The following is a 21,290-nucleotide window of genomic DNA, read 5'->3' as shown; positions in this document are numbered from 1 at the left end:
GCGGTGCACCGGAGCGTGTGGCCGCCGAGTACGCCGCGCCGGAACGTCTGGGCACAGAAGGCGCCGCGCCGGAACGTCTGGGCACGGAGCGCGGTGCACCGGAGCGTGTGGCCGCCGAGTACGCCGCGCCGGAACGTCTGGGCACAGAAGGCGCCGCGCCGGAACGTCTGGGCACGGAGCGCGGTGCACCGGAGCGTGTGGCCGCCGAGTACGCCGCTCCGGGAAGGGGTCTCGCCGCCGAGGCCCCCCAGCCTGGGCAGGAACGCCTCGTCTCGGCCCGGGAGGGCGAGGTGCTCGCCGCCGAGGCGGCCGAGCAGCACCGCAAGGGGCAGCCGCCACGCCCGGCGGCCGCGGCCAGGCTGCCCGAGGTACGCACCGCCCGCTCCGGCCGCCCGCTGCCCGGCGAGTCCGCCGCGTCCCGCGGGTCGGCGGCACCCATGAGGCCCGGCGAGCCGGCCGGCCGCGGATCGGCGCCACCCATGAGGCCCGGCGAATCCGCCGTGTCTCGTGAGTCCGCCCGGTCCCGCGAGTCCATCGAGTCCCACGAGTCTGCCGCGTCCCGCGGGTCCATTGAGTCCCGCGGGTCCATTGAGTCCCGCGGGTCCATTGAGTCCCGCGGGTCCATTGAGTCCCGCGGGTCCATTGAGTCCCGCGGGTCCATTGAGTCCCGCGGGTCCATTGAGTTCCGCGGGTCCATTGAGTTCCGCGGGTCCATTGAGTCCCGTGAGTCCGCCGGGTCCCGTGAGTCCGCCGGGTCCCGTGAGTCCGCCGGGTCCCGTGAGTCCGCCGCGTCCCGCGAGTCGATCGAGTCCCGTGAGTCCGCCGGGTCCCCTGAGTCCGCCGGGTCCCGTGGGGCCGCAGGGTCCCGTGAGTCCGCAGGGACCCGCGGGTCCGCCGCACCTCCGAGGTCAGGGGAGCCCGCCGCCGCGCGTGGGTCGGCCGCACCCCCGAGGCCGGGTGGTCGTGCCCCGGGGCGGCCGGGGTCTCGTGAGCAGGCGCCTCCGCTGTCCATCCGGGCCGTGCCCACCGGGTCCGGTGTCACCGCGGACCCGGCCGCACCCTCGGTGCCTGTGCCGGTGCCCCGGCCGGGGGACGAGCCGCGCATGCGACGTGTCGAGTCCGTCGTCGGGCGGGACCAGTCGGGCGGCTGGCGTCGTCTGGCGCAGGTCGTGGTCGGCAGCGGCGGGCCGGGGCGGGGCGACGGCGCCGACAGTGACGAGGCGAGGGCGCGCACGCCGCTGACCGGCAGCCGGCGCGTCGTGGTGCTCGGCTGCACGGGCGGCGCGGGTCAGACCACCACGGCCCTGATGCTCGGCCACACCCTGGCACGCCACCGCGAGGACCGTGTGCTCGCCGTGGACGCCAACGTGGGCGACCACACCCTCACCTCCCGCGTCCCGGTGGACTCCCCGGAGACCTTGACGTCCCTCCTGGCCGGCCTGGACGGCGTGAACGGCTACCTCGGCATGCGGGCCTACACCACCCGCTGCGAGTCGGGCCTTGAGGTCGTGGCCTCCGACTCCGACGCGGCGGCGTCCCGGCGCCTCGCCGACCGGGGCCTGTTCTCCGACCAGCGCCTCGCCCAGACGGTGCGCCTGCTCGACCGCCACTACCGCCTCGTCCTCATGGACCCCGCCGCCGCCGTGGCGGCCCGCATGCTGCCGTACGCCGACCAGCTCATCCTGGTGGCCCCGGCCAGCGAGGACGCCCCCGACGCGGTCGCGATGACCCTGGACTGGCTGGACGGCCACGGGTCCACCGAGCTGCGCCGCCGGGGCATCCTGGTGATCAACGGCGTGAGCCGCCGCAGCATGGGCGGCGTGGAGCAGGCGGAGGCGGTGGCCCGGGGCCGCTGCCGCGCCATCGTCCGGGTGCCCTGGGACGACGAGCTGACCCCGGGGCGTCCAGGCGCCGCCGACCCGGCGCACCTGCGGGCCGGCACCCGGCGGGCGTACCTCGCTCTGGCGGGGGTTGTGGCAAGCGGCCTGGCGGTGGCGAGCCGCCCGAGCGAGGAGGAAGTGGCCCAGTGACGACCAGACGACGTGGACCTGTGACGGCGCGGCGGTCCCGCTGATGGCGCGATCGTCACGGTCGAGGAGCAGGCTGGCCGTCCGGTACTTCGACGACCGCATCCTCCTCACCGACTCGGCGGCGTGGGCCTACTTCCGGCTTCCCACGGTGAGCTACGAGTTCGTCACCGCCGAGGAGCGGGAGGCGCTCGCCACCAACATCACCATCGCCCTCGCCGCGATCCGCATGCCCGACGCCGAGGTGCACCTGCGGGTGGCGCACCGCGCCTACCCGGCGGCCGACTGGGCGATGACGCTCAACGCCACCTCCGACGAGGGCGAGGGCTGGCGCGACTACCTGGAGGAGATGTACCGCCACGTCTGGGCCAAGGACTTCTGGACCAAGGAGGTCTACCTCGGCGTGCGGCTCGGCAACCGCGGCGCGCAGCTCGGCACCGGCGTGCTGGCCCAGCTCATCGGCTTCTACCAGCGCAGCGAGAAGACCCTCGGCCTGGAGGACGACCACGTCCCCGACAACGAGATCGACAAGTGGACCGAGCAGGCCGAGCGCCTCGGCCGTGCCCTCGCCGCCAGCGCTTTGTACGCCCGCCACGCGAGCTCCGGTGAGATCGCCTGGCTCTTCCGGCACGCCGCCGCGGGCTCGGTCGGCGACCCGCCCGGCTCGGCGTCCCCCACGAGGCGGTGGGGCAAGGGCGAGATCGAGTCGCTGGTCGAGGGCCAGATCCACAACGGCCGGTCGTACCTGCGCATCCAGCAGCCCGGCGGCGACTCCTACGTGGCGCACCTGTCGTTCGCCCGGTTCCCCGACCTGATGCCGTTCCCCGACGGCGAGCCCTGGCTGCACTTCGTCGACCAGTTACCTTTCCCGGTGGAGGTCAGCTCCCGCATGCGCCTGATCCCGCCGATCAAGGCGAGCAAGGACGTGGCGCGCAAGCTCGCGCACGCCAGGGACATGGACATCCACATCCGCGAGGCCGGGGCCGAGGCCCCCATCGCGCTGGCCGAGCAGATCGACGCGGCCCGCATGCTGGAGCACGGCATCACCAAGGAGCGGCTGCCGTTCGTGTACGGCTGGCACCGGCTCGTCGTGGCGGCGCCCACCGAGGAGATGTGCCTGCAGCGGGTCGAGGCGGTGGTGGAGCACTACCGCGACATGGGCATCGACATCGTGAACTCCACCGGCGACCAGTTCTCGCTGTTCTGCGAGGCCCTGCCGGGGGAGCGGGTGCGGGTCAACGCCTACGCGCAGCGCCAGCCGCTGCGCACCATCGCCGGCGGCATGGCCACCGCCACCGTCGATCTCGGCGACCGCATCGACGAGTCCGGCGCCGGGTGGGCCGGTCCGTACATCGGGGAGACCCTCGGCCGGGCCCGGTCGATCGTGCACTTCGACCCGCTGGTGGCCGCCACCCGCAACCGTCCGACGGCCATCGCCATCACCGGCGAGCCCGGCGGCGGCAAGACCACGCTGGCGCTGCTGCTGATCTACCAGATGGCGCTGCGCGGCGTCACCGTCGCGGTGATCGACCCCAAGGGCGACGCCGAGTCGCTGGTGCGGCTGCTGCAGGGCCGGGGCCGCAAGGCGCGCGTCATCCCGCTCGGGTCCGCGGAGCCGGGCCTGCTCGACCCGTTCTCCTTCGGCGACGACATCGCCACCAAGAAGACCATGGCCACCGAGACGCTGCGGCTGCTGCTGCCGCGCATGTCGGAGGAGCGCGAGTCCGCGATGATCCAGGCCGTGTCCACGGTCTCCAACCAGCCCGACCCCTCCCTGGGCAAGGTCGTGGACCACCTGGAGCAGGCCGAGGACGCCGCGTCCCGCAACCTCGGCGCGGTGCTGCGCTCGATGTCCGAGATGCACCTGGCCCGGCTGTGCTTCGACCCCTCCGGCGGCGGCCAGATCGACACCGAGGGCTGGACCACGGTGTTCACCCTCGGCGGCCTGACCCTGCCGGACGTCGCCGCCGCCCGGGACGACTACTCCTACGAGCAGCGGCTGTCGGTGGCCATCCTGTACCTGGTGTCGCAGTTCGCGCGGCGGCTGATGAACGGCCTGGACCGGCGCTCGCCCAAGGCGATCTTCCTGGACGAGGCGTGGGCCATCACGTCCACACCGGAGGGCGCCAAGCTGGTGCCCGAGGTGTCCCGCATGGGCCGTTCCCGTAACACCGCGCTGGTGCTCGTCTCGCAGAACGCCGGTGACCTGCTCAACGAACAGGTCACCAACTGCCTGTCGTCGGTGTTCGCGTTCCGCTCCACCGAGCGGGTCGAGGTGGAGCACGTGCTCGCGCTGCTCGGCGTCGAGGCGTCCGAGGAGCACAAGGCGGCGTTGCGTGCCCTCGGCAACGGCGAGTGCGTTTTCCGTGATCTGGACGGCCGCGCGGGGCGTATCGGGGTGGACCTCATCTCCGAGGACCTGCTGCGTTGGCTGGACACGAATCCGACGCATGACAAACCCGGCGACAGCAGTGATGATCGCATTGGGACCAGGTCCGGGATGGCACAGGAGGTGCGGTCATGAGGCGTGGCGGGCGGCGACTGCGACGGAAGATCCTGCTGGTCCTCGCGATCCTGGCGGCCGTGGTGGTGGTGCCGATCGCCTTCTCCCCGGGTATATCGAGCGCGGCCGGGCCGTGCGACCTGTCACCCGACCTCGCGCCCGAGATGGTCGGCGGCGGTGTGGACGGCCTCGTCAAGCCGCCGCTGCCCGACGGCGCCGTCCAGCCCACCACGGGGCCGGACGGCTCGGCGAGCACGACCACCGGGCAGATCGCCAACCCGGCGACCAACTACGACCGGTACGGCATGGCCGGGCAGTTCTGGCACACCTACGAGCTCGGCTGCACCGACGTCGCCGCGGTGCTCGGCAACGCCTGGGCCAACACGGTGTTCTCCTGGGCCAAGGCCATCGACCGCATGACGATCACGACGTACGAGGCCGCGGCGACCGAGGGCCCGCTGCAGTCCATCAAGGACGTCGTCGACGACATCGTCACCAACCTCGCCGACGCCATGTACTGGCCGTACCTGCGCATCATCGTGCTGCTCGGCGCGGTCTGGCTGGCCTGGTACGGCCTGATCCGCAAGCGTGCCAGCACCACGGCCGAGGGCGTCATCTGGATGATCCTCGCCGTCACCGTCGCCGTGTGGTTCTTCAGCCGCCCCGGCGACTTCACCGGCCTCGGCAAGGCCGTCACCGACAAGACCGGCGAGATCGTCAACTCGGCGTTCAGCGGGCTGCCCGGCGCGGGCGGCGCGTCGTGCCTGCCCTTGAAGGGCGAGACCGCCGCCAAGGCCGGCCCCGGCGGGTACGGCCAGAGCGGCACGCCCGGCGTCACCCAGAACGCCGACGCGTTGTGGTCCACGCTGGTGTGCAAGCCGTGGCTGATGGGTGAGTTCGGCACCGCCGACCCCAAGGCGCCGGTGGTGGCGGTGATGGGGCCGAAGGTCCTCGACATCCAGGCCACCGACCTGCAGGAGCAGGCGTCGGGGCAGAAACCCGGGTCTGGCGCGCACCAGAACCGGTTCGAGGAGGAGGTCGCCAAGCCGCTGCAGAACACCCCGATGTTCTTCCTGTTCCAGGGCAAGGACTGGACCAGCCGGCTCGGCATCGCCATCGGCGCGCTCATCGCGGCCATGGTCGCCGGGGTGCTCATCTTCCTGGTCGCGGTGTCGCTGATCGCGCTCAAGATCGGGTTCCTGCTGCTGCTGATCCTCGGGCCGGTGTTCCTGCTGATCGGCGTGCATCCGGGCACGGGACGCATCATCGCCATGCGCTGGGTCGAGATGCTGATCGGCACCCTGCTGAGACAGGCGGTGCTCGCACTCGTCCTCGGCGTGCTGGTGTACGGCTATGCCTTGATCATCTCCACGACGCTGCCGTGGGGCATGCAGATCATGTTCATCGCGCTGCTCACCATCGCCGTGTTCTTCTACCGGCGGCCGTTCCAGCACCTGTTCGCCTCGATGGACGGGCACACGCTCGCCACTCGCATGCTCGGCGAGGCGGCCTCCGCGCCCACCCTGTCGCGCGCGGCGAACGTGTTGCCGCCGGTCGCCGCGGCCCGCATGGGACGCTGGGGGTTGCGCAAGGCCGAGCCGCTCATCAACGCCGCCGCGGCGGCGAGCGCGGGCAGCGCGGCCGCCACGGCGGCGACCGTCGCCCAGGGGCGGGTCCGCGGCGAGGAGGTCGGCGGGGCCACCCAGCAGGGCGGCAGCCGTGTGCCCGTAGGAGCGCAACCGGTGCCGCTCGACGCGGACGGCCAGGCGGGCGTCCGCCGCAAGGCCACCGGGCGCGGCACGGCCGTGTCCCGGCCGGGGGCCGCGCCACCTCTCAACCTGTCCGGCCGTCCCGGCGGTCCTGGCGCGGCGGGCGCGGCCGGTGCCGCGCTGCGCGGCGCGGCCCGGGGCGGGGGCGGCACCACGACAGGACCTTCGCAGCGGCCCGCGGCGGTGCGCACCGGGTCCGCCGGGGCGCCGGCGTCCGCGTCGGGCGGCTCCTCCGGCGGCGCAGGCGGATCCGGCGGCTCGTCCGGTGGTTCCGGTGGTTCGTCGGGTGGCTGGTTCGGCGGGGGCGGAGGCGGCGGATGGGCCTCCCGCGGCTCGTCCGGGCGTCGCGGCGACGCGCCGAAGCGGTCCACCGCGGGCGGCCCGCGCGGCTCGTCCGGCGGGTCCGGCGGGTCGGGGTGGTTGTCGGGCGGCGGGTCCTCCGGGCGTTCCGGCTCCTCAGGCGGCTCCTCGGGCGGTTCACGCGCCTCGCGCGGCTCCTCCGGCGGGCGTTCCTCCGGCCCGGGGCTGTTCGGCGGCTCAGGGGGTTCCGGCGGCTCGGGCGGTTCCGGCGGCCCCGGCATCTTCGGCGGCTCCGGCTCACGGCAGGCCCCGAGGCAACCGGGAGGCGGGCGGTCCGGGGCGAGCGAACCGCCGCCGTTGTGGCTGCCGCCGCGTGCCGACTCCGGGCGCGGCGAGGACGAGGGCGCACCGTTCTGGCTCCGGCCGGCCGGCCCCGGCAAGGACTGACGCATGGCCCAGCTTCGCGACCGGCGCGGCCTCGCCTTCGCCGGGGTGGTCGTGGCGCTGGCGGCCGTCGGCATCTACCTGTCGCTGCGGCCCGCGTCCCCGGGCCCGGGCGACGCCGCCGCGCCCCCCGAGCGCTCCGCCGCCGTCGTGACCCCCGGCCCGGCGGCGCCCCCGGCGGGCTCCCCGGCGCCTCGCATCTCGCCGGGGACGTTCGACATCTACCGGTACCTTCCCCTCACCCGGGAGCAGATCGCCGCCGCGGCCGACGCGGCCCAGCGGTTCGCGGCCTCCTACGCCACCTACCGCTACGACGAGGACCCTGTGTCGTACGCCGAGCGGCTGAAGGCGTTCACCACGGTGGAGCTCGGCACCGTCCTGTCCCGCGACGTCACCACGCCCGCGCTGGTGGAGCAGAACCGCGCCGGTCAGATCGTGTCGGCGGGGTCGGCGCGGCTGAAGGGCATCCGTGACATCGCCGACGGATCGGTCGTGTTCGTGGTCACCGTCGTGCAGCGCATCACCGCCAAGGACGGTCCGCAGGAGCGCAGCGCCGACTACGCCGTCACGCTGACCCAGGTCGGCGCCGAGTGGAGGGTGTTCGACATGCAACCCGCCGAACTCGGCCAGGAGGGCGATCCCGGGGAGGGGACGATCCAGTGACGTCCCGGCTCCGCATCGCGCTGATCATCGGACTGGCCGGCGTCGTGCTGGTCACGCTCATCATGGCACCGATGCTGATGAGCACGTTCCCGTCGTTCCTCGGCGGAGGCACCGTCACCGACTGCGAGGACGACTCGCCCAAGTTCGCCAACGTGTCCGACACCGCGCAGTCCGACATCCCGCCCGAGTACCTCGCCCTGTACAAGAAGTGGGGCCAGAAGACCGGCGTGCAGTGGACGGTGCTCGCCGCCGTCGGCAAACGCGAGACCGACCACGGCCGCTCCAACCTGCCCGGCGTCAAGAGCGGCACCAACTACGCGGGCGCCGCCGGCCCCATGCAGTTCCTCATCAGCACGTGGGGCGGCAAGTCCAAGATCAAGACCTCGAGCAAGTTCAACGGCTACGCCTCCGACGGCGACGACGACGGCTACGGCGACGTCTACAACCCCGCGGACGCCATCCTCGGCGCCGCCAAGATGCTCAAGCGCAACGGCGCCCCCGGCGACCTGCGCCGCGCCCTGTTCGTCTACAACCGCGCCATCTGGTACGTGGAGCAGGTCCTGGAGATCGCCAGGAAGTACGCCTCCGACGGCACCCTGGACCTCCCTCCCGAGGCCGACCCCGCCTGCGACCCCCCTCTGGTCGAGGCGGCCCCCACCGACGTGGTCCGCAAGATCCTCCAGTACGCCCTGGCCCAGCGCGGCAAGCCGTACCGCTGGGGCGGCACCGGGCCCGAGGGCTACGACTGCTCCGGCATCATCTACATGGCCTACCGCAGCGCCGGCCTCTCCATCCCGCGCACCACGTTCGGCCAGTGGCCCTTCGGCAAGAAGATCTCCGAAGGCGACGAACAGGCCGGCGACCTGGTCTTCTTCAACGCCGGCCCCGGCACGTCGGCCAACAACCCCGGCCACGTCGGCATGGTCGTCTCCCCCGGCAAGATGATCGAGGCCCGCTGCACCCTGTGCGGCCCCATCAAGGTGACGACGTACCGCGACCGGCCCAACATCGTCGGCTACACCCGCCCCCTGCAGAACTCAAAGGTCAAGGAGCAGCTCCGCAGCCAGGGCCTGACCTGACCCCGCCGCTCACTCCTGGCCTGCCGGCCAGAACTGGAGTTTCAGCAGGGTGAAGCCGACGACCTCCGCCGTGAACTCCTCGTGGCTGAGGGCCTTGCGGTGCACTCTGACCTGCCAGACGCCGTCCCGGCGGCCGAGGTCGAACTCCGCGCCGTAGGACTCGTCCCCGGAGTGCTGGCTGACCGCGCGGATCTTCCCCGAGGACAGGCGCACCGCTCCCGACCAGCTCCTGTCCCAGGAATCGAGGGGAGGCGGCGCCCCGTCCCAGAGCTCGAACTTGACGAGGAACCGCTCGCCGTTCCTCTCGCTGATCGCGATGCCGTTGTCACCGGCCCCGACCCATCCGTCCGCGTCGGTCTCGATGTCGTCGAGCTCACCGTCGTCCTCCACGTCCGCGACACCGGACAGATAGCGCGACATCACGTTCGGGTCGAGAAGCTCGGTGACGACGTTCACCATCGGCGTTTCCCTGTGTTTCTTGTGGCGCGGACATTATCCGGGGAAAGTGCGGGGGCCCGGCCGGCCGCCGGCCAGGCCCCCGCGGGGACACTATCGGATGTCAATCCAGAATTCGTCGAAATTCAGGATCCGGTTGTTCCAGTACCACGCCCGGAGCACGATTCCGTGTGCCTCGTTCTCGTCCGCGTCTATCATCGCGACCGAGAAGTTGTGCGGAGGATTCGCGCGTGCCGATCCTTGCAGGGTCGACGCGAAGGGGTACTCGTCGCAGTCCTTTCCTGTTTCCTTCTTGAGTTCGTTCGCGCAGACCTTGCCGGCGGCGGTGCGGTTCCCCACACTGGTCGGCTCGTATCCGTGACGCGTCAGCGTGCTGTTCCAGCGGCCGCCCGGGATGGCCTTCGCCGTGGTGAGGTCCGGGTAGGACTTGCCGCCGGGCTCGGGGTAGGTCTTCGACCCGGGGGTCAGCGCCCGCTTGATGTGGTCGTACATGTTCGGGAAGCCCACGTTCTTGGCGTTGACGTCGTTCCTGGTCATCGTGAACGACGGGACGCCTGCGGTGTGGACACAGCCGCCTCCCTGCTTGTTGTGCCACTTGACCTGGGGGGACTTGTCACACCGGAACGTGCCTTCCCCGTAGACGGGGATGGAGCTCAGGCGGCCGTCGTGCGGATGACTCGAGGTCACCGAGAAATTGATCGTGCAGTCGCTCTTCAGGTGGTATCCGCTGCCCGGACCCGAGGTGAAGGTCTGGGTGATGTGCCACTCGCCGGTGGCCGTCCTCCACTGGTTCGGGGGAATACATTCCCGTCATGCCGGTGGCCGGGCCGGCGGCGCAGCCGCCACTGGTGCTGCCGATCGTGTTGGAGAAGCGGAGGCCGCTCGGGACCTGGTCCTCGATCTTGTCGATGTAGATGTGCTTGCTGACCTTGAACTCGCGTTTGTTGACCGTCCCCTGGATGTAGGTGAGCTGGTGTCCCGTGACGCTGCCGATCAATATGGGGATGAAGACGCGGACCCCCCAGACATTGATCTTGAAGCCGGAGTAGCGGCAGTGGGCGTACCGGCTCGGCGTGAAGGCGTACGGCGCGTTGCCTGTGGTCGTCGTGTTGTGACATTGCGTGAACGTCGCGCTGGGGGTGACGGTCGTCTGAGCGCCGATGACCCGCTTGATGTTGGCCGGAGGGATGGGATCGGCCGCCGCCTCGGCGGCGCTGAGGCGTCCTGTCCCCGACGTGCCGGCGGTGAGGTCCTGCCAGCCGGTCCAGGTGCCCTCGCCGCTCGCGCCGGTGACACGGGCACGCCATCGCACCTGTTCGCCGGCCCGCAACACGCCGCTCGGCACCCGCAGCGTCACCTGGGAGTCGCCGGCGTCGGCGGTGACCCGGCCCGACCAGATCGGCCCCTTGACCGAGGTCTTGCCGGACCTGGTGGACGGGGCGGGCTTGCGCGCGACCTCGACGGACACCTTCGCCTCGCCGCCCTGCCCGGCCGACACCCAGGCGGTCAGGCCGGGGGTGAGGGAGGAGGCGACGGCGACGCCCTTCACCGTGCGGCCGTCGTCCACCGTCAGCCGCTCGATGGCGCGGGCAGAGCCGGAGACGCCCTGTGCGAGTGACGACCGGGCGGCCCCGCCGCCCGCCGGCGCGGCGCCGACGGGGGTGTTCATGTCGGCCTGGATCTCGCCGGCGGTCTGCGCGCGGTTGTACACGCGCACCTCGTCGATCAGGCCCTCGAAGAACTCGCCCCAGGTGCTGTTGCCGCCGATGCGCAGCGCGCCGCCGTCGTCGGCCAGTGTGCCGGAGAACGGGGCCTGCGCGACCTGCGCGCCGTTGACGTACAGCCTGGCGGTGCCGCCGTCGTAGGTGACCGCCAGATGGCTCCACTGGTTCAGGGGCAGCGGCCCGCTGCCCTCGACCCCGCCAGGGCCGGCGGCGGTCTGCAGCCAGCCCGCCGGAGCCACACCGTCGGAGGCGTACAGGCCGTAGGAACCACCGGAGGTGAGGTCCTTCATGAGCACGGTGCGCCAGATGTCCTCCACGTCGGAGGGCCGCACCCACGCGGACAGCGTCAGCGCGGTGGTCAGGCGCAGCGACGTGGAGTGGGGGACGGTGACCCAGCTCGAGTACCCGTTGAACGACAGCGCCGAGCCGTACCTCCCGCTCGTCCAGGACGTGTCCCTGACCACCCCGGCGTTGCCGCGCCCGGAGGAGTCGCCGGCGCCCGTGCCGATGCCCTCGTTCATTCCGTAGGCCGCCACCAGCCCCGCGACCGGGGTCGGGGTGACCGTCGGCGTGGGCGTCGGGGTGGGCGTCGGTGTGGGGGTGGGGCCCGGTGTGGTGGAGCCCACCGGGGTGTTCATGTCGGCCTGGACCTGGGCCGCTGTCAGGGCGCGGTCGTAGACGCGCACCTCGTCGATCAAGCCGCTGAAGTACTCGCCCCAGGCCGCGTTCCCGCCGATCCGCAGCGGGCCGCCGTCGTCGTGGAGGCTCCCGGTCATGGCGGTCTGGCCCACCTGCTGACCGTTGACGAGCAGTCGCAGCGCGGCGCCGTCGTAGGTGAGCGCCAAGTGGCTCCAGGTGTTCACCGGCAGGGGAGAGGTGCCGTGGACCTGCGAGAAAGCCTCAGGGCCTGGTTGCGCCCAGCCGGAGGGAAGCCCGTCGTCGTCGGCGCCGTACAGGGTGTAGGAGACGCCCTCTCCGTTCAGTTCCTTGCCGAGCACGGGCCGCCAGCCGGCCACTGTGGCCGGCCTGACCCAGGCCGACAGCGTCATCCCCGTCGTGAGACGCAGCGACGCGTCGTCGGCGACGGTGACCCAGCTCGACGAGCCGTCGAACGACAGCGCCTTGCCGTACCTGCCGTCCACCCAGCCGGTGCCGCTGCCCGTACCGGAGTTGTTCCGGCCGGAGGAGTCGGCCACGCTCGTGCCCGTGCCCTCGTTCATGCCGTAGGCCGCGACCAGCCCCGGCACCGGGGGCGGTGTGGCGGCGCCCGTCGTGAACGACCACGTGTAGGGGGTCATGACGTTGCCCGCCGTGTCCGTGGCGCCGTCCACCTCGGCCCGGTACACCGTCTGGGCGGCCAGCGGGGACGTCGGCGTGAAGGTCCACTGGACACCCTCGGCGGCGCTCGTCAGCGTTCCCGGCACGGACGTGTCCGACGGGTCCTTGACCGTGAGCCGCACCTGCGACACCGCTTCGCTGAAGGTCGCCCGCACCGCGCCGCCGACCGGCACACCGGTGGCGTCCCTGAGCGGCTCGGTCCCGGTCACGGCCGGCGCCTCGGTGTCGGGCCCCGCGACGGTGAACGACCACGAGTGCGGGGCCGCCATCCGGTTTCCGGCGTAGTCCATGGCCCCGCTGACCTCGGCGGTGTACGTGGCTCCCGTGGCCAGGGGCGCGCTCGGAGTGAAGGTGAGGGTGGTGTCCGCCGCGTCCATCGCCGCGTTCCCCGCCACCTCGGCGTCCTGCGCGTCCTTCACCACGATGCGGGCTTCGGTCACGCCCTCGTCGAACACCGCCTTGACGGTGCCGCCGGCCGGGACGCCGGTCTGCCCGTCGGACGGAGTGGTGGCCGAGACCCCGGGGGGTGTGGTGTCGTCGTCGGGCACGGGATTGGGGTCGGGCGGCTCCTCACCTGGTGGCGTGACCTGGTCCTCGCCGTCCGCCAGTTCCTCGTCGGTGAGGTCGTCGGGGTAGTACGCGTCCAGGAGCCGGGTCGTGGCCGAGTTGCCGGCCGCCTTCGCCTCCGCCATCGCCTGCTCCGGCGTCGGGGCCTTCGCCGGAGGTAGCTGGTCGATGTGGACGTTTCCGGCCTCCACCCACGCCTTGTCCTGCTCGTACGTGGTCACGGGCTCGGCGCCGTCGAAGGGGCGCATGGAGACCAGGTACTCCATCGGGGCGGGGGTGTACTCGACGATGAGCACAGGGCCGCGGGGCGTGAAGGGCCAGGTGTCGTAGCCGCCGTACTCGTCGGAGCGGTACCAGCGCCAGTTGGTCGGCACGCTCTCGCTGGCCGAGGACAGTTGCACGCCGAAGTCGTCGGCGCCGTCCATCCATGCCTGGGTCATCTGCTCGACGGAGTACCAGAGCTCGCCCTCGCCCTCGGGGCAGTTCAGGCCGTAGGCCCCCTTGTTGCCGACCTGGCCGCTGGTGGTGGTCGACGGCTGGCCGCTGCCCCACGTCATGGTGTTGATGTTCCAGTCGGTGGTGACGCGGCGGGCGACGATGCCCGCGGTCGCGGTGTCGCTGCAGTCGTTGGTGTCGTAGTTGTACAGGCGCAGGTCGGCGTTGCCGACCGTGCCGCCCTCCAGCGGGGTGCCCTTGATGTGGAAGCGGATGTAGGAGCGCCAGGTGACCGTGCCGCTGTTGGACCGGCCCGCGATGAGCCTGTTGAGGCCCTTGTTGCTGCTGCTGTTGGGGTAGCTGTGGCTCACGAACGTGTCGCCCGCGATGCCGGTCCCGGTCCAGTCGTCCATCAGGGGAGCCGCGAGCGTGACCGGATAGGTGACCGCCGGGTCGGCCAGGAAGCCGGTGTCGGGGGTGATCACCAGCGCGCCTGCGCCGTCCACACTCGTGGTCGCCGTGCCCAGGCGGCCGGTGGCGGGTGCGCGCGTCTCGACCGCGTCCAGCATCTGGAGCCCGGCCAGGTCGACGAGCTCCTTGCCCTTGCCGTTCAGCACGCCGGGGGTCTTGTCGCCTCCCTTGCCGAGCTTGAGGTCCCCGGGCAGGTCGACAGGGACGCGCAGCTTCAGGCCCTGGGCAGGACGTTGCCTGAGTACGATCTCGTGCCGGAACCCGCCCGGAACGACGGTGACCACCAGGTCGACGCCGGCCCCGTAGGCGTCGGTGTACGTGGCGGTGTTGCCCTTGACCACCGGCTTCGGCAGCTTCGCGGGGGCGGAGACGGCGCCACGGCCCGTGTCGCCCGCGTACCTGATGGCGGTGGTGTCACCCCCGAGCGACAGGGTCAGGTCGCCCTTGGTGGCCTTGGGGCGCAGGACGCCGTCCTGAACGACCAAGGTGGGATCGACGGCCTGCCAGGCCCCGTTCTTCTTGACCCGTACCGGGGTGCTCGACACCTCGGCACGCATGGTCTTCCCGTCGGGATTGGCGTAGTAGGTGCCGGTCTCCGAGCGCAGTGCCTCGATCTCGACACGTCTGCTGGTCTTCTTGGCTTCCGCCAAGGCGGCGTCGAGGGTGCCGGCCTGTGGCGGCCGGGCGCTGGGTGTGGGGGACGGTTCGGCGCCCGCGGGACTCGCGGGTACGCCCAGAAGTGCGATGGGCAGGGTGAGGAGTGCGATCAGGGCAGCCGGGCGCCGCGTCCTGGCTGGTAACCCGGACGCGGAACGTGGTGCTTTCATACAGGCCTTTCCCATTTGGTGCGGAAATGGCTTTGATACTCGCATGCCCGAAGATGGAAATATAGAGCCAATGAAGTGACGAGAGAAGTGTGCTCCGTAATTGATTCGTGTGGGGCGAATCGCTCTCCGGAGTGAATTCTTTGGGTGGGATTGTTCCTGGGATGAATTAAGGTCGAGGTGGATTTCTGCCGAGGTGCAATGCTTTTCTGGGGGATTGTTGTGGCGTGGGGTATTCATCCGGCGTCGGGTGCCGTGCGGGGGTGGGCGGAGGTGGGCGGGGTCCCCTGGTCGTGAGGTGAGCTGGGGTGGGGTACGGAGGGGATGGCCACGGTCCGTGCACGGTGTCAGGTGTTGACGAGGGCGGATCGGCAGGGGGTCCTTAGGCTTTACGCACATGGAGAAGATTGTTGTCGCGGCGGCGATCATTGACGGTGGAAGGCTTCTGGCGGCGCAGCGGGCCGGGCCGCCGGAGATGGCAGGAGGGTGGGAGTTCCCCGGAGGCAAGGTCGACGCCGGTGAGAGTGACCAGGAGGCGCTGGTTCGGGAGTGCCAGGAGGAGCTCGGGGTCGGGATCATGGTGGGGGACCGGGTGGGAGGTGACTGGCCGCTGAGCCCGGGGTACGTGATGCGGGTCTGGCTGGCGAGTCTGATATCTGGGGTTCCGCACCCTCATGAGCACTTGGCGTTGCGCTGGCTGGGGCGTGATGAGCTTTTCGACATCGCGTGGCTGCCGGCCGACCTGCCCGTTGCCAAAGCCGTGCGTGATCTGATCAGCGAAGGTTGAAAGCCGGTTCCCTGTGAGATAACTGCTACGCACAGTGACTATACTGGAGCGTAGCGTATCGGGGAGCGGGGTAGGTGTAATGGCCGGTTGGTGGAGACATGCCCGAATAGCGCCCATCATCGGTGCCGGAGCACTGATCCTGAGCGGCAGCGGCGCCGCGCTGGCGGCCGACGACCCGGTGCGCCACGAATCCACGGCGGGGCACCGCCTGAGCGTGCGCCTCGTCGACACGGGCGGGCCGCTGCGCCCGGGCGACTCCATCAGGCCGGGCATGGTGGCGCGCTTCCACGTCCGCATCGAAGGCCCGGTGGACGAAGCCCTGCTCACCGTCACCTCCAACCCGCAGGACGCTCCTGTCGCGGTGCGCTGCGCCCGCGAACAACGCCTCCTGCCGGCCTCCACCTCCGGCCGGTCGCCGGGCGGCAACGTCTGCAGGTTCGACACGATCACCGGCGCACGCACCGTGGACGTCAGGGTGACCGTCCCCGAGGACGCCGAGGAGATCGGCGTCACCGCCGTCGCCCAGATGCGCGACCCCGGCGGCGTGCAGTGGGTCAAACGCATGGCCGGAGCCGAGTACCCCGTCGGCCGCCCCCTCCCGCTCTCCGCCCTGGACGGCACCGCCGCCCGAGGCGACTCCACACCACCCGAGCCCCCGCCCGCCGCGGCGGCCCCCGGCCCTCGCGGAGCGGCGGCGGACACCCCGCACGACCTCACCGGGCCCGCCGCCGTCCCCGGCGAGCCCGCTGCGCCGGACACCTTGACCCGCGTCCCCGGCACCGAGACGGCCGAACCCGCCGAGGTCCCCGGGATCGCCGAGGCCCCCAACGTCGACAAGGCCCCTGAGACCGACAAGGCCGCACTCCACGAGGCCATCGGGATCGACGGAGCAGACGGGATCGACAAGGCACGCGGGACCCTCGGTAGCGCGGTCATGGATGCCGAGGCTGACGCCGACAAGACGGCCCACGACTCACCGCCCACCGCCAGGCCCCAGGCCGCACGGGACACGGTCGCGACCCCGGCCGGCACGCCGGCCCGGGCGGGTGCCGTCCCGGGTGGCACGCCGGGCTGGGCGGGTGCCGTCCCAGGCGGCACGCCGGGCTGGGCGGGTGCCGTCCCGGGTGGCACGCCGAGCCAGGCGGATGCGGCCCCGGGTGGCACGCCGGCCCGGACGGGTGCGGCGCCGGGCCGCGTCGTGGCGGCGCCGTCTCCGCGGCCGAGCGTCACGTTGCCGCGCCCGTCGCCGGGTACCTCGGCCCGTCCGTACCCGGTGCCGACCCGTTCGCGGCAGGCACCCGCCCGTCCGAAGGCGGTCCCGCCGAAGTTCCCCGCGCCGCGCCCCCTGCCGCCGCCCACCCCGTTCGCCATGCCGCTGCCCATGCCGGCCCCGCCGGCCGGCCCCCCGAAGGCCCGCACCCTGGGGATGCCGCCCGACCGGCCGTCCCCGGGCCCGCTCCTCGCTCCCATGGCCCCCCACGTGCCGCCCGCGTTCCCGATGGCCCCCGTCGGCCCCGCGAGACCCGCCCAGCCCGTAGCCCCCGCCCAGCCAGGGCAACCAGGGCAGCCAGGGCACCAGGCGCAGCCGGCCCAGCCGCAGAACCCCGTCCCGCTGCCGCTCGCCCCGGCCCAGGCCGCGGCGCCGCCCCAGGGGCCCGCTCCCGCGGATCACGACCTCGTGGCCGGCACGGAGGACGAGCTGACCGGCGTGCACGGCTTCCCGGCCGTCGCCGCCGCGGTCGTCCTCCTGCTGGCCGCCCTCTGGCTCCAGTCCGCCCTCCGCCGCCGCCGCGCCGCCAGGAAGCCACCCGTCCTGTAGGGCGTGCGCGACCGGACCCTGCGCGACGCAGGCACACGTGCAACCGGTCGCACCCGGACACCGGTATCGGGCCCGCCCGGGCGGCGGGTTCGGAAAGGTGACCGTCGCGATGGGTTTGTGTGACTTGTGACGCGGATTAGGCTTTACTGTTCCGTTGGCCCAACTAAGATTTCCCTTGACTTGATCGGCTCGGGGAAGACTCGGAGGGCGAAGGTGAGCGGACGCGTTCGCGTGACGGCCGTGTCCGCGGTGGTTGCGTCACTGGGACTGACCGGAGTGGTCCTGCTGGCCACGGCCCCGATGACCGCCCCCAGGGCCAACGCGGCGAACGCCGCGGTGGCCGACCCCACGAGCGTGGAGCCTGACTGGGGGGACGTCACCGACAGCGGCACCCCGGATCCCGAGGAGCCGGACCCCACGGTCACGGTCACCATCACCCAGGAGCCGGACCCCACGGTCACCAAGACGCGCACGGTCGCCCCGGATCCCACCAAGACGGTCAGGACCACCAAGACCGCGAAGCCGCGCACCAGCAGCACCTCGCCGGTCGCGCCGCCGCCCGGGCCGACCCAGCAGCCCCCCACGTCCATGCCGGTCCTGCCGACGGCCCCGCCGATCGACACGCCGCCGCCCAGCGAGTCCCCGGTGCAGGACCCGCAGTTGTCCCTGGCCCCGGTGACGCCCCCGTCCGACACGCTCACCCCGAGCGCGTCGTTCGAGGAGCCGACCCCGGACTCGGTGCCCATCGAGATCCGCAACGCCTCCCCTGAGTACGACCAGCTCACCCTGAGCCGCAAGCTCGCCATCCCCGGTGTGCTGCTGGCCGTGCTGGTCATGCTGGGTGTGCTGGTCTTCGAGGGCCGCGTCCGCCGCATGGCGCACGCCGCGGCGGTCCGCAAGGCCGGCCCGCGCTCCCCGGGCCGTCACCGCGGCGACCCCGACATGCCGCACATGCCCGGCTACCCGATCTACCACGGCGGCGCGGCCTACGCCCCGATCATCAGCTTCGTCCCGGTGCAGAACTACCCGGGCGCCGGCGACCCGCAGCAGCCGTACGCCGACCCGGCCGCCTACGGCCCGTACGGCTACGACCCGGCCGCCGCCCACTACGAGCAGCCCGGCCACGGCGCCCCCTACACCGGCGCGGTGTTCCCCGCCGGCATGTCCGGCCCTTCCGACCCGTGGCCCCGCACCACCCCCGACGCCACGACGACCATGCCGGCCGACCCCACCTCGCAGGGCTCCACGCCCCCCCAGGGCCCGACCGGCACCGTCCAGGCCCCGCTCCCCGGCCGCCACCGGGGCGGCGGCCTCGGCAAGTTGTTCCGCCGCGGCTCCTGACCCGCGGCCCGCACAGACGAAAGGGCCCGCCCCACCAGGGGACGGGCCCTTCGCCGCTTTAGATCAGGACTTCTGCCCCGAAGAGCTGGGCCGCTTGAAGATCTTGCTGCCCAGCCACACCAGCGGGTCGTACTTGCGGTCCACGACCCGCTCCTTCATCGGGATCAGCGCGTTGTCGGTGATCTTGATGTGCTCGGGGCACACCTCCGTGCAGCACTTGGTGATGTTGCAGTACCCGAGCCCGTGCTCCTCCTGCGCGGCGTTCTTGCGGTCCGCCACGTCGTAGGGGTGCATGTCCAGCTCCGCGATGCGCATGAGGTACCGCGGCCCCGCGAACGCCGTCTTGTTCTCCTCGTGGTCACGGATCACGTGGCAGACGTTGTTGCACATGAAGCACTCGATGCACTTGCGGAACTCCTGGGACCGCTCGACGTCGATCTGCTGCATGCGGTACTCGCCGGGCTTGACGTTGTCCGGCGGCGTGAAGGACGGGATCTCCCGCGCCTTCTGGTAGTTGAACGACACGTCCGTGACGAGGTCCTTGATCACGGGGAAGGTGCGCATCGGCGTCACCGTGATGGTCTCTTCCTCGGTGAACGTCGACATGCGCGTCATGCACCCGAGGCGCGGCTTGCCGTTGATCTCCATCGAGCACGAGCCGCACTTGCCCGCCTTGCAGTTCCACCGCACCGCGAGGTCCGGCGCCTGCGTGGCCTGCAGCCGGTGGATGACGTCGAGCACGACCTCGCCCTCGTTCACCTCGACGACGAAGTCCTCGAGCGCGCCGTCGCCGCCCTCGCCGCGCCACACGCGGAACTTGGCCTTGTAACTCATCAGGACTCCTTCACGAGCGCGTCGTATTCCGCCATCTCGTCGGCGGTGAGGTACTTGCTGAGCTCCGCCCGGTCGAACAGCGTCAGCAGGTCGTCGCGCATGGAGGGCTGATCCTGCTCCTCCACCGTGACCTCACCGCCCGCGGTGAGCCCGCAGACCAGCAGCTTGCGCCGCCACTCGGGCGCCATGCCGGGGAAGTCGTCACGGGTGTGCCCGCCGCGGCTCTCCTCACGCAGCAGCGCCGCCCGGGCCACGCACTCGGACACGAGCAGCATGTTGCGCAGGTCGAGCGCGAGGTGCCAGCCGGGGTTGTAGATGCGGCCACCGGGCGCCCCCGTGTTGGCCGCGCGCTCCTTGAGCTTGGTCACGACCTCCAGCGCCTCGCTGATCTCGCCGGCCTTGCGGATGATGCCGACCAGGTCGTTCATGGTGCGCTGCAGCTCGTGGTGGACCTCGTAGGGGTTCTCCCCGCCGCTCCGCGACAGCGGCGCCAGGGCCTCCACCTCGGCGTCGGCGAGCGTCTCCGGCCCGGACACCGGCCGCGCCGCGAGCCCGTCGACGTACGCCGCGGCGCCCGCCCCGGCCCGCCGGCCGAACACCAGCAGGTCCGACAGCGAGTTGCCGCCGAGCCGGTTGGAGCCGTGCATGCCGCCGGACACCTCACCGGCCGCGAACAGCCCTGGCACCGACGACGCCGCCGTGTCGGCGTCCACCTCGACGCCGCCCATGACGTAGTGGCAGGTCGGCCCGACCTCCATGGGCTCGGCGGTGATGTCGACGTCCGCCAGCTCCTTGAACTGGTGGTGCATGGACGGCAGCCGCTTGATGATCTCGGCCGCGGGCAGCCGGCTCGACACGTCGAGGAACACCCCGCCGTGCGGCGACCCGCGGCCGGCCTTCACCTCGGAGTTGATCGCGCGGGCGACCTCGTCACGCGGCAGCAGCTCGGGGGGACGGCGGTTGTTGGCCTGGTCGGTGTACCAGCGGTCGCCCTCCTCCTCGCTCGTCGCGTACTTGTCCTTGAACACGTCGGGGATGTAGTTGAACATGAACCGCACGCCGTCGGAGTTGCGCAGCACCCCGCCGTCGCCGCGCACCGACTCGGTGACCAGGATGCCGCGCACCGACGGCGGCCACACCATGCCGGTCGGGTGGAACTGCACGAACTCCATGTTGATCAGCTTCGCCCCGGCCAGCAGCGCCAGCGCGTGCCCGTCCCCGGTGTACTCCCAGGAGTTGGACGTGACGGTGTAGGACTTGCCGATGCCGCCGGTCGCCAGCACCACCGCGGGCGCGTCGAAGCAGATCAGCCGCCCGGTCTCCCGCCAGTACCCGAACGCGCCGCTGATCGCGGCGTCCGGGCCGTCGCCGTCCTTGAGCAGCCGCGTGACCGTGCACTCGGCGAACACCTTGAGGTACGCCTCGGGGTCGCCGTGCAGCCGCTCGTCCTCCTGCTGGAGGGCGACGACCCGCTGCTGCAGCGTGCGGATCAGCTCAAGGCCGGTGCGGTCGCCCACGTGCGCGAGCCGCGGGTACTCGTGCCCGCCGAAGTTGCGCTGGCTGATCTTGCCGTCCTTGGTGCGGTCGAACAGCGCGCCCCAGGCCTCCAGCTCCCAGACGCGGTCCGGGGCCTCCTTGGCGTGCAGCTCGGCCATGCGCCAGTTGTTGAGGAACTTGCCGCCCCGCATGGTGTCACGGAAGTGCACCATCCAGTTGTCGTCGGAGTTCACGTTCCCCATGGCGGCGGCGGCGCCGCCCTCGGCCATGACGGTGTGGGCCTTGCCGAACAGGGACTTGCAGACGATGGCCGTGCGCTTGCCCTGCTGCCGGGCCTCGATCGCCGCCCGCAGCCCGGCGCCTCCCGCGCCGATGACGACGACGTCGTATTCGTGACGCTCGATATCCACAG

General features: G+C 71.9%; 14 protein-coding genes. 8 read left to right on the top strand and 6 right to left on the bottom strand.

Going from position 1 to position 21,290, the window contains the following annotated elements; genetic code table 11:
• Positions 1 to 320 (bottom strand): hypothetical protein (locus ABGB17_RS23865; RefSeq protein ID WP_347633170.1); only part of this gene is annotated, 320 nt, incomplete at its 3' end.
• Between the two features lie 783 nt (positions 321 to 1,103).
• Between ABGB17_RS23865 and ABGB17_RS23860 the strand changes: the two genes are divergently transcribed.
• The 5 genes from ABGB17_RS23860 to ABGB17_RS23840 are packed head-to-tail and all read left to right on the top strand — an operon-like array spanning position 1,104 to position 8,785.
• Positions 1,104 to 2,030 (top strand): cellulose synthase operon protein YhjQ/BcsQ, encoded by a 927-nt coding sequence (locus ABGB17_RS23860; RefSeq protein WP_347633168.1) that lies wholly within the window; start codon positions 1,104 to 1,106, stop codon positions 2,028 to 2,030.
• Positions 2,031 to 2,073: 43 nt separating this feature from the next.
• Positions 2,074 to 4,551 (top strand): ATP-binding protein, encoded by a 2,478-nt coding sequence (locus tag ABGB17_RS23855; protein ID WP_347633166.1) that lies wholly within the window; start codon positions 2,074 to 2,076, stop codon positions 4,549 to 4,551.
• A complete protein-coding gene (locus ABGB17_RS23850) occupies positions 4,548 to 7,046 on the top strand; it encodes a type IV secretion system protein (RefSeq protein ID WP_347633164.1) in 2,499 nt (832 codons plus the stop codon). Before ABGB17_RS23855 ends, ABGB17_RS23850 begins: the two co-directional genes overlap by 4 nt.
• Positions 7,047 to 7,049: 3 nt before the next feature.
• The gene (locus tag ABGB17_RS23845) at positions 7,050 to 7,706 is read left to right on the top strand and encodes a hypothetical protein (RefSeq protein WP_347633162.1); all 657 of its coding nucleotides are present in this window, start codon (positions 7,050 to 7,052) and stop codon (positions 7,704 to 7,706) included.
• On the top strand, positions 7,703 to 8,785 hold the full coding sequence (locus ABGB17_RS23840; protein ID WP_347633160.1) for a bifunctional lytic transglycosylase/C40 family peptidase: 1,083 nt from the start codon (positions 7,703 to 7,705) through the stop codon (positions 8,783 to 8,785). The genes ABGB17_RS23845 and ABGB17_RS23840 overlap by 4 nt, the downstream gene beginning before the upstream one ends.
• A gap of 9 nt (positions 8,786 to 8,794) precedes the next feature.
• On the opposite strand, the gene ABGB17_RS23835 is transcribed toward ABGB17_RS23840, so the two are convergent.
• From ABGB17_RS23835 to ABGB17_RS23825, 3 genes are all read right to left on the bottom strand, one after another.
• A complete protein-coding gene (locus ABGB17_RS23835) occupies positions 8,795 to 9,244 on the bottom strand; it encodes a hypothetical protein (RefSeq protein ID WP_347633158.1) in 450 nt (149 codons plus the stop codon).
• Between the two features lie 90 nt (positions 9,245 to 9,334).
• Complete coding sequence (locus ABGB17_RS23830) at positions 9,335 to 9,778, bottom strand: NucA/NucB deoxyribonuclease domain-containing protein (protein ID WP_347633156.1); 444 nt, start codon at positions 9,776 to 9,778, stop codon at positions 9,335 to 9,337.
• Positions 9,779 to 9,854: 76 nt separating this feature from the next.
• On the bottom strand, positions 9,855 to 14,603 hold the full coding sequence (locus ABGB17_RS23825) for a LamG-like jellyroll fold domain-containing protein (RefSeq protein WP_347633154.1): 4,749 nt from the start codon (positions 14,601 to 14,603) through the stop codon (positions 9,855 to 9,857).
• Positions 14,604 to 14,997: 394 nt separating this feature from the next.
• Here ABGB17_RS23825 and ABGB17_RS23820 point away from each other — a divergent pair, with 394 nt between their 5' ends.
• From ABGB17_RS23820 to ABGB17_RS23810, 3 genes are all read left to right on the top strand, one after another.
• Positions 14,998 to 15,387, top strand: a complete 390-nt coding sequence (locus tag ABGB17_RS23820; protein ID WP_347633152.1) for a (deoxy)nucleoside triphosphate pyrophosphohydrolase — start codon at positions 14,998 to 15,000, stop codon at positions 15,385 to 15,387.
• Between the two features lie 79 nt (positions 15,388 to 15,466).
• A complete protein-coding gene (locus tag ABGB17_RS23815) occupies positions 15,467 to 17,206 on the top strand; it encodes a hypothetical protein (protein ID WP_347633150.1) in 1,740 nt (579 codons plus the stop codon).
• Positions 17,207 to 17,446: 240 nt separating this feature from the next.
• Positions 17,447 to 18,547 (top strand): hypothetical protein, encoded by a 1,101-nt coding sequence (locus ABGB17_RS23810; RefSeq protein ID WP_347633148.1) that lies wholly within the window; start codon positions 17,447 to 17,449, stop codon positions 18,545 to 18,547.
• Between the two features lie 63 nt (positions 18,548 to 18,610).
• Here ABGB17_RS23810 and ABGB17_RS23805 read toward each other — a convergent pair whose 3' ends face one another.
• Together ABGB17_RS23805 and ABGB17_RS23800 are read right to left on the bottom strand one after the other, a co-directional pair.
• The gene (locus ABGB17_RS23805) at positions 18,611 to 19,381 is read right to left on the bottom strand and encodes a succinate dehydrogenase/fumarate reductase iron-sulfur subunit (RefSeq protein ID WP_347633146.1); all 771 of its coding nucleotides are present in this window, start codon (positions 19,379 to 19,381) and stop codon (positions 18,611 to 18,613) included.
• Positions 19,381 to 21,288: a fumarate reductase/succinate dehydrogenase flavoprotein subunit gene (locus tag ABGB17_RS23800; RefSeq protein WP_347633144.1), complete on the bottom strand. Its 1,908-nt coding sequence runs from the start codon at positions 21,286 to 21,288 to the stop codon at positions 19,381 to 19,383. Before ABGB17_RS23800 ends, ABGB17_RS23805 begins: the two co-directional genes overlap by 1 nt.
• Between the last annotated feature and the right edge of the window lie 2 nt (positions 21,289 to 21,290).

This window comes from Sphaerisporangium sp. B11E5 (genome assembly GCF_039871875.1).
Classification (GTDB): Bacteria; Actinomycetota; Actinomycetes; order Streptosporangiales; family Streptosporangiaceae; genus Sphaerisporangium.
This window is presented reverse-complemented; position numbering and strand designations above follow the sequence as displayed.

Coding starts and splice junctions, on each gene's coding strand:
- ABGB17_RS23860 (WP_347633168.1), top strand. CDS start 1,104: ATGCGACGTGTCGAGTCCGTCGTCGGGCGGGACCAGTCGGGCGGCTGG.
- ABGB17_RS23855 (WP_347633166.1), top strand. CDS start 2,074: ATGGCGCGATCGTCACGGTCGAGGAGCAGGCTGGCCGTCCGGTACTTC.
- ABGB17_RS23850 (WP_347633164.1), top strand. CDS start 4,548: ATGAGGCGTGGCGGGCGGCGACTGCGACGGAAGATCCTGCTGGTCCTC.
- ABGB17_RS23845 (WP_347633162.1), top strand. CDS start 7,050: ATGGCCCAGCTTCGCGACCGGCGCGGCCTCGCCTTCGCCGGGGTGGTC.
- ABGB17_RS23835 (WP_347633158.1), bottom strand. CDS start 9,244: ATGGTGAACGTCGTCACCGAGCTTCTCGACCCGAACGTGATGTCGCGC.
- ABGB17_RS23830 (WP_347633156.1), bottom strand. CDS start 9,778: ATGACCAGGAACGACGTCAACGCCAAGAACGTGGGCTTCCCGAACATG.
- ABGB17_RS23825 (WP_347633154.1), bottom strand. CDS start 14,603: ATGAAAGCACCACGTTCCGCGTCCGGGTTACCAGCCAGGACGCGGCGC.
- ABGB17_RS23820 (WP_347633152.1), top strand. CDS start 14,998: ATGGAGAAGATTGTTGTCGCGGCGGCGATCATTGACGGTGGAAGGCTT.
- ABGB17_RS23815 (WP_347633150.1), top strand. CDS start 15,467: ATGGCCGGTTGGTGGAGACATGCCCGAATAGCGCCCATCATCGGTGCC.
- ABGB17_RS23805 (WP_347633146.1), bottom strand. CDS start 19,381: ATGAGTTACAAGGCCAAGTTCCGCGTGTGGCGCGGCGAGGGCGGCGAC.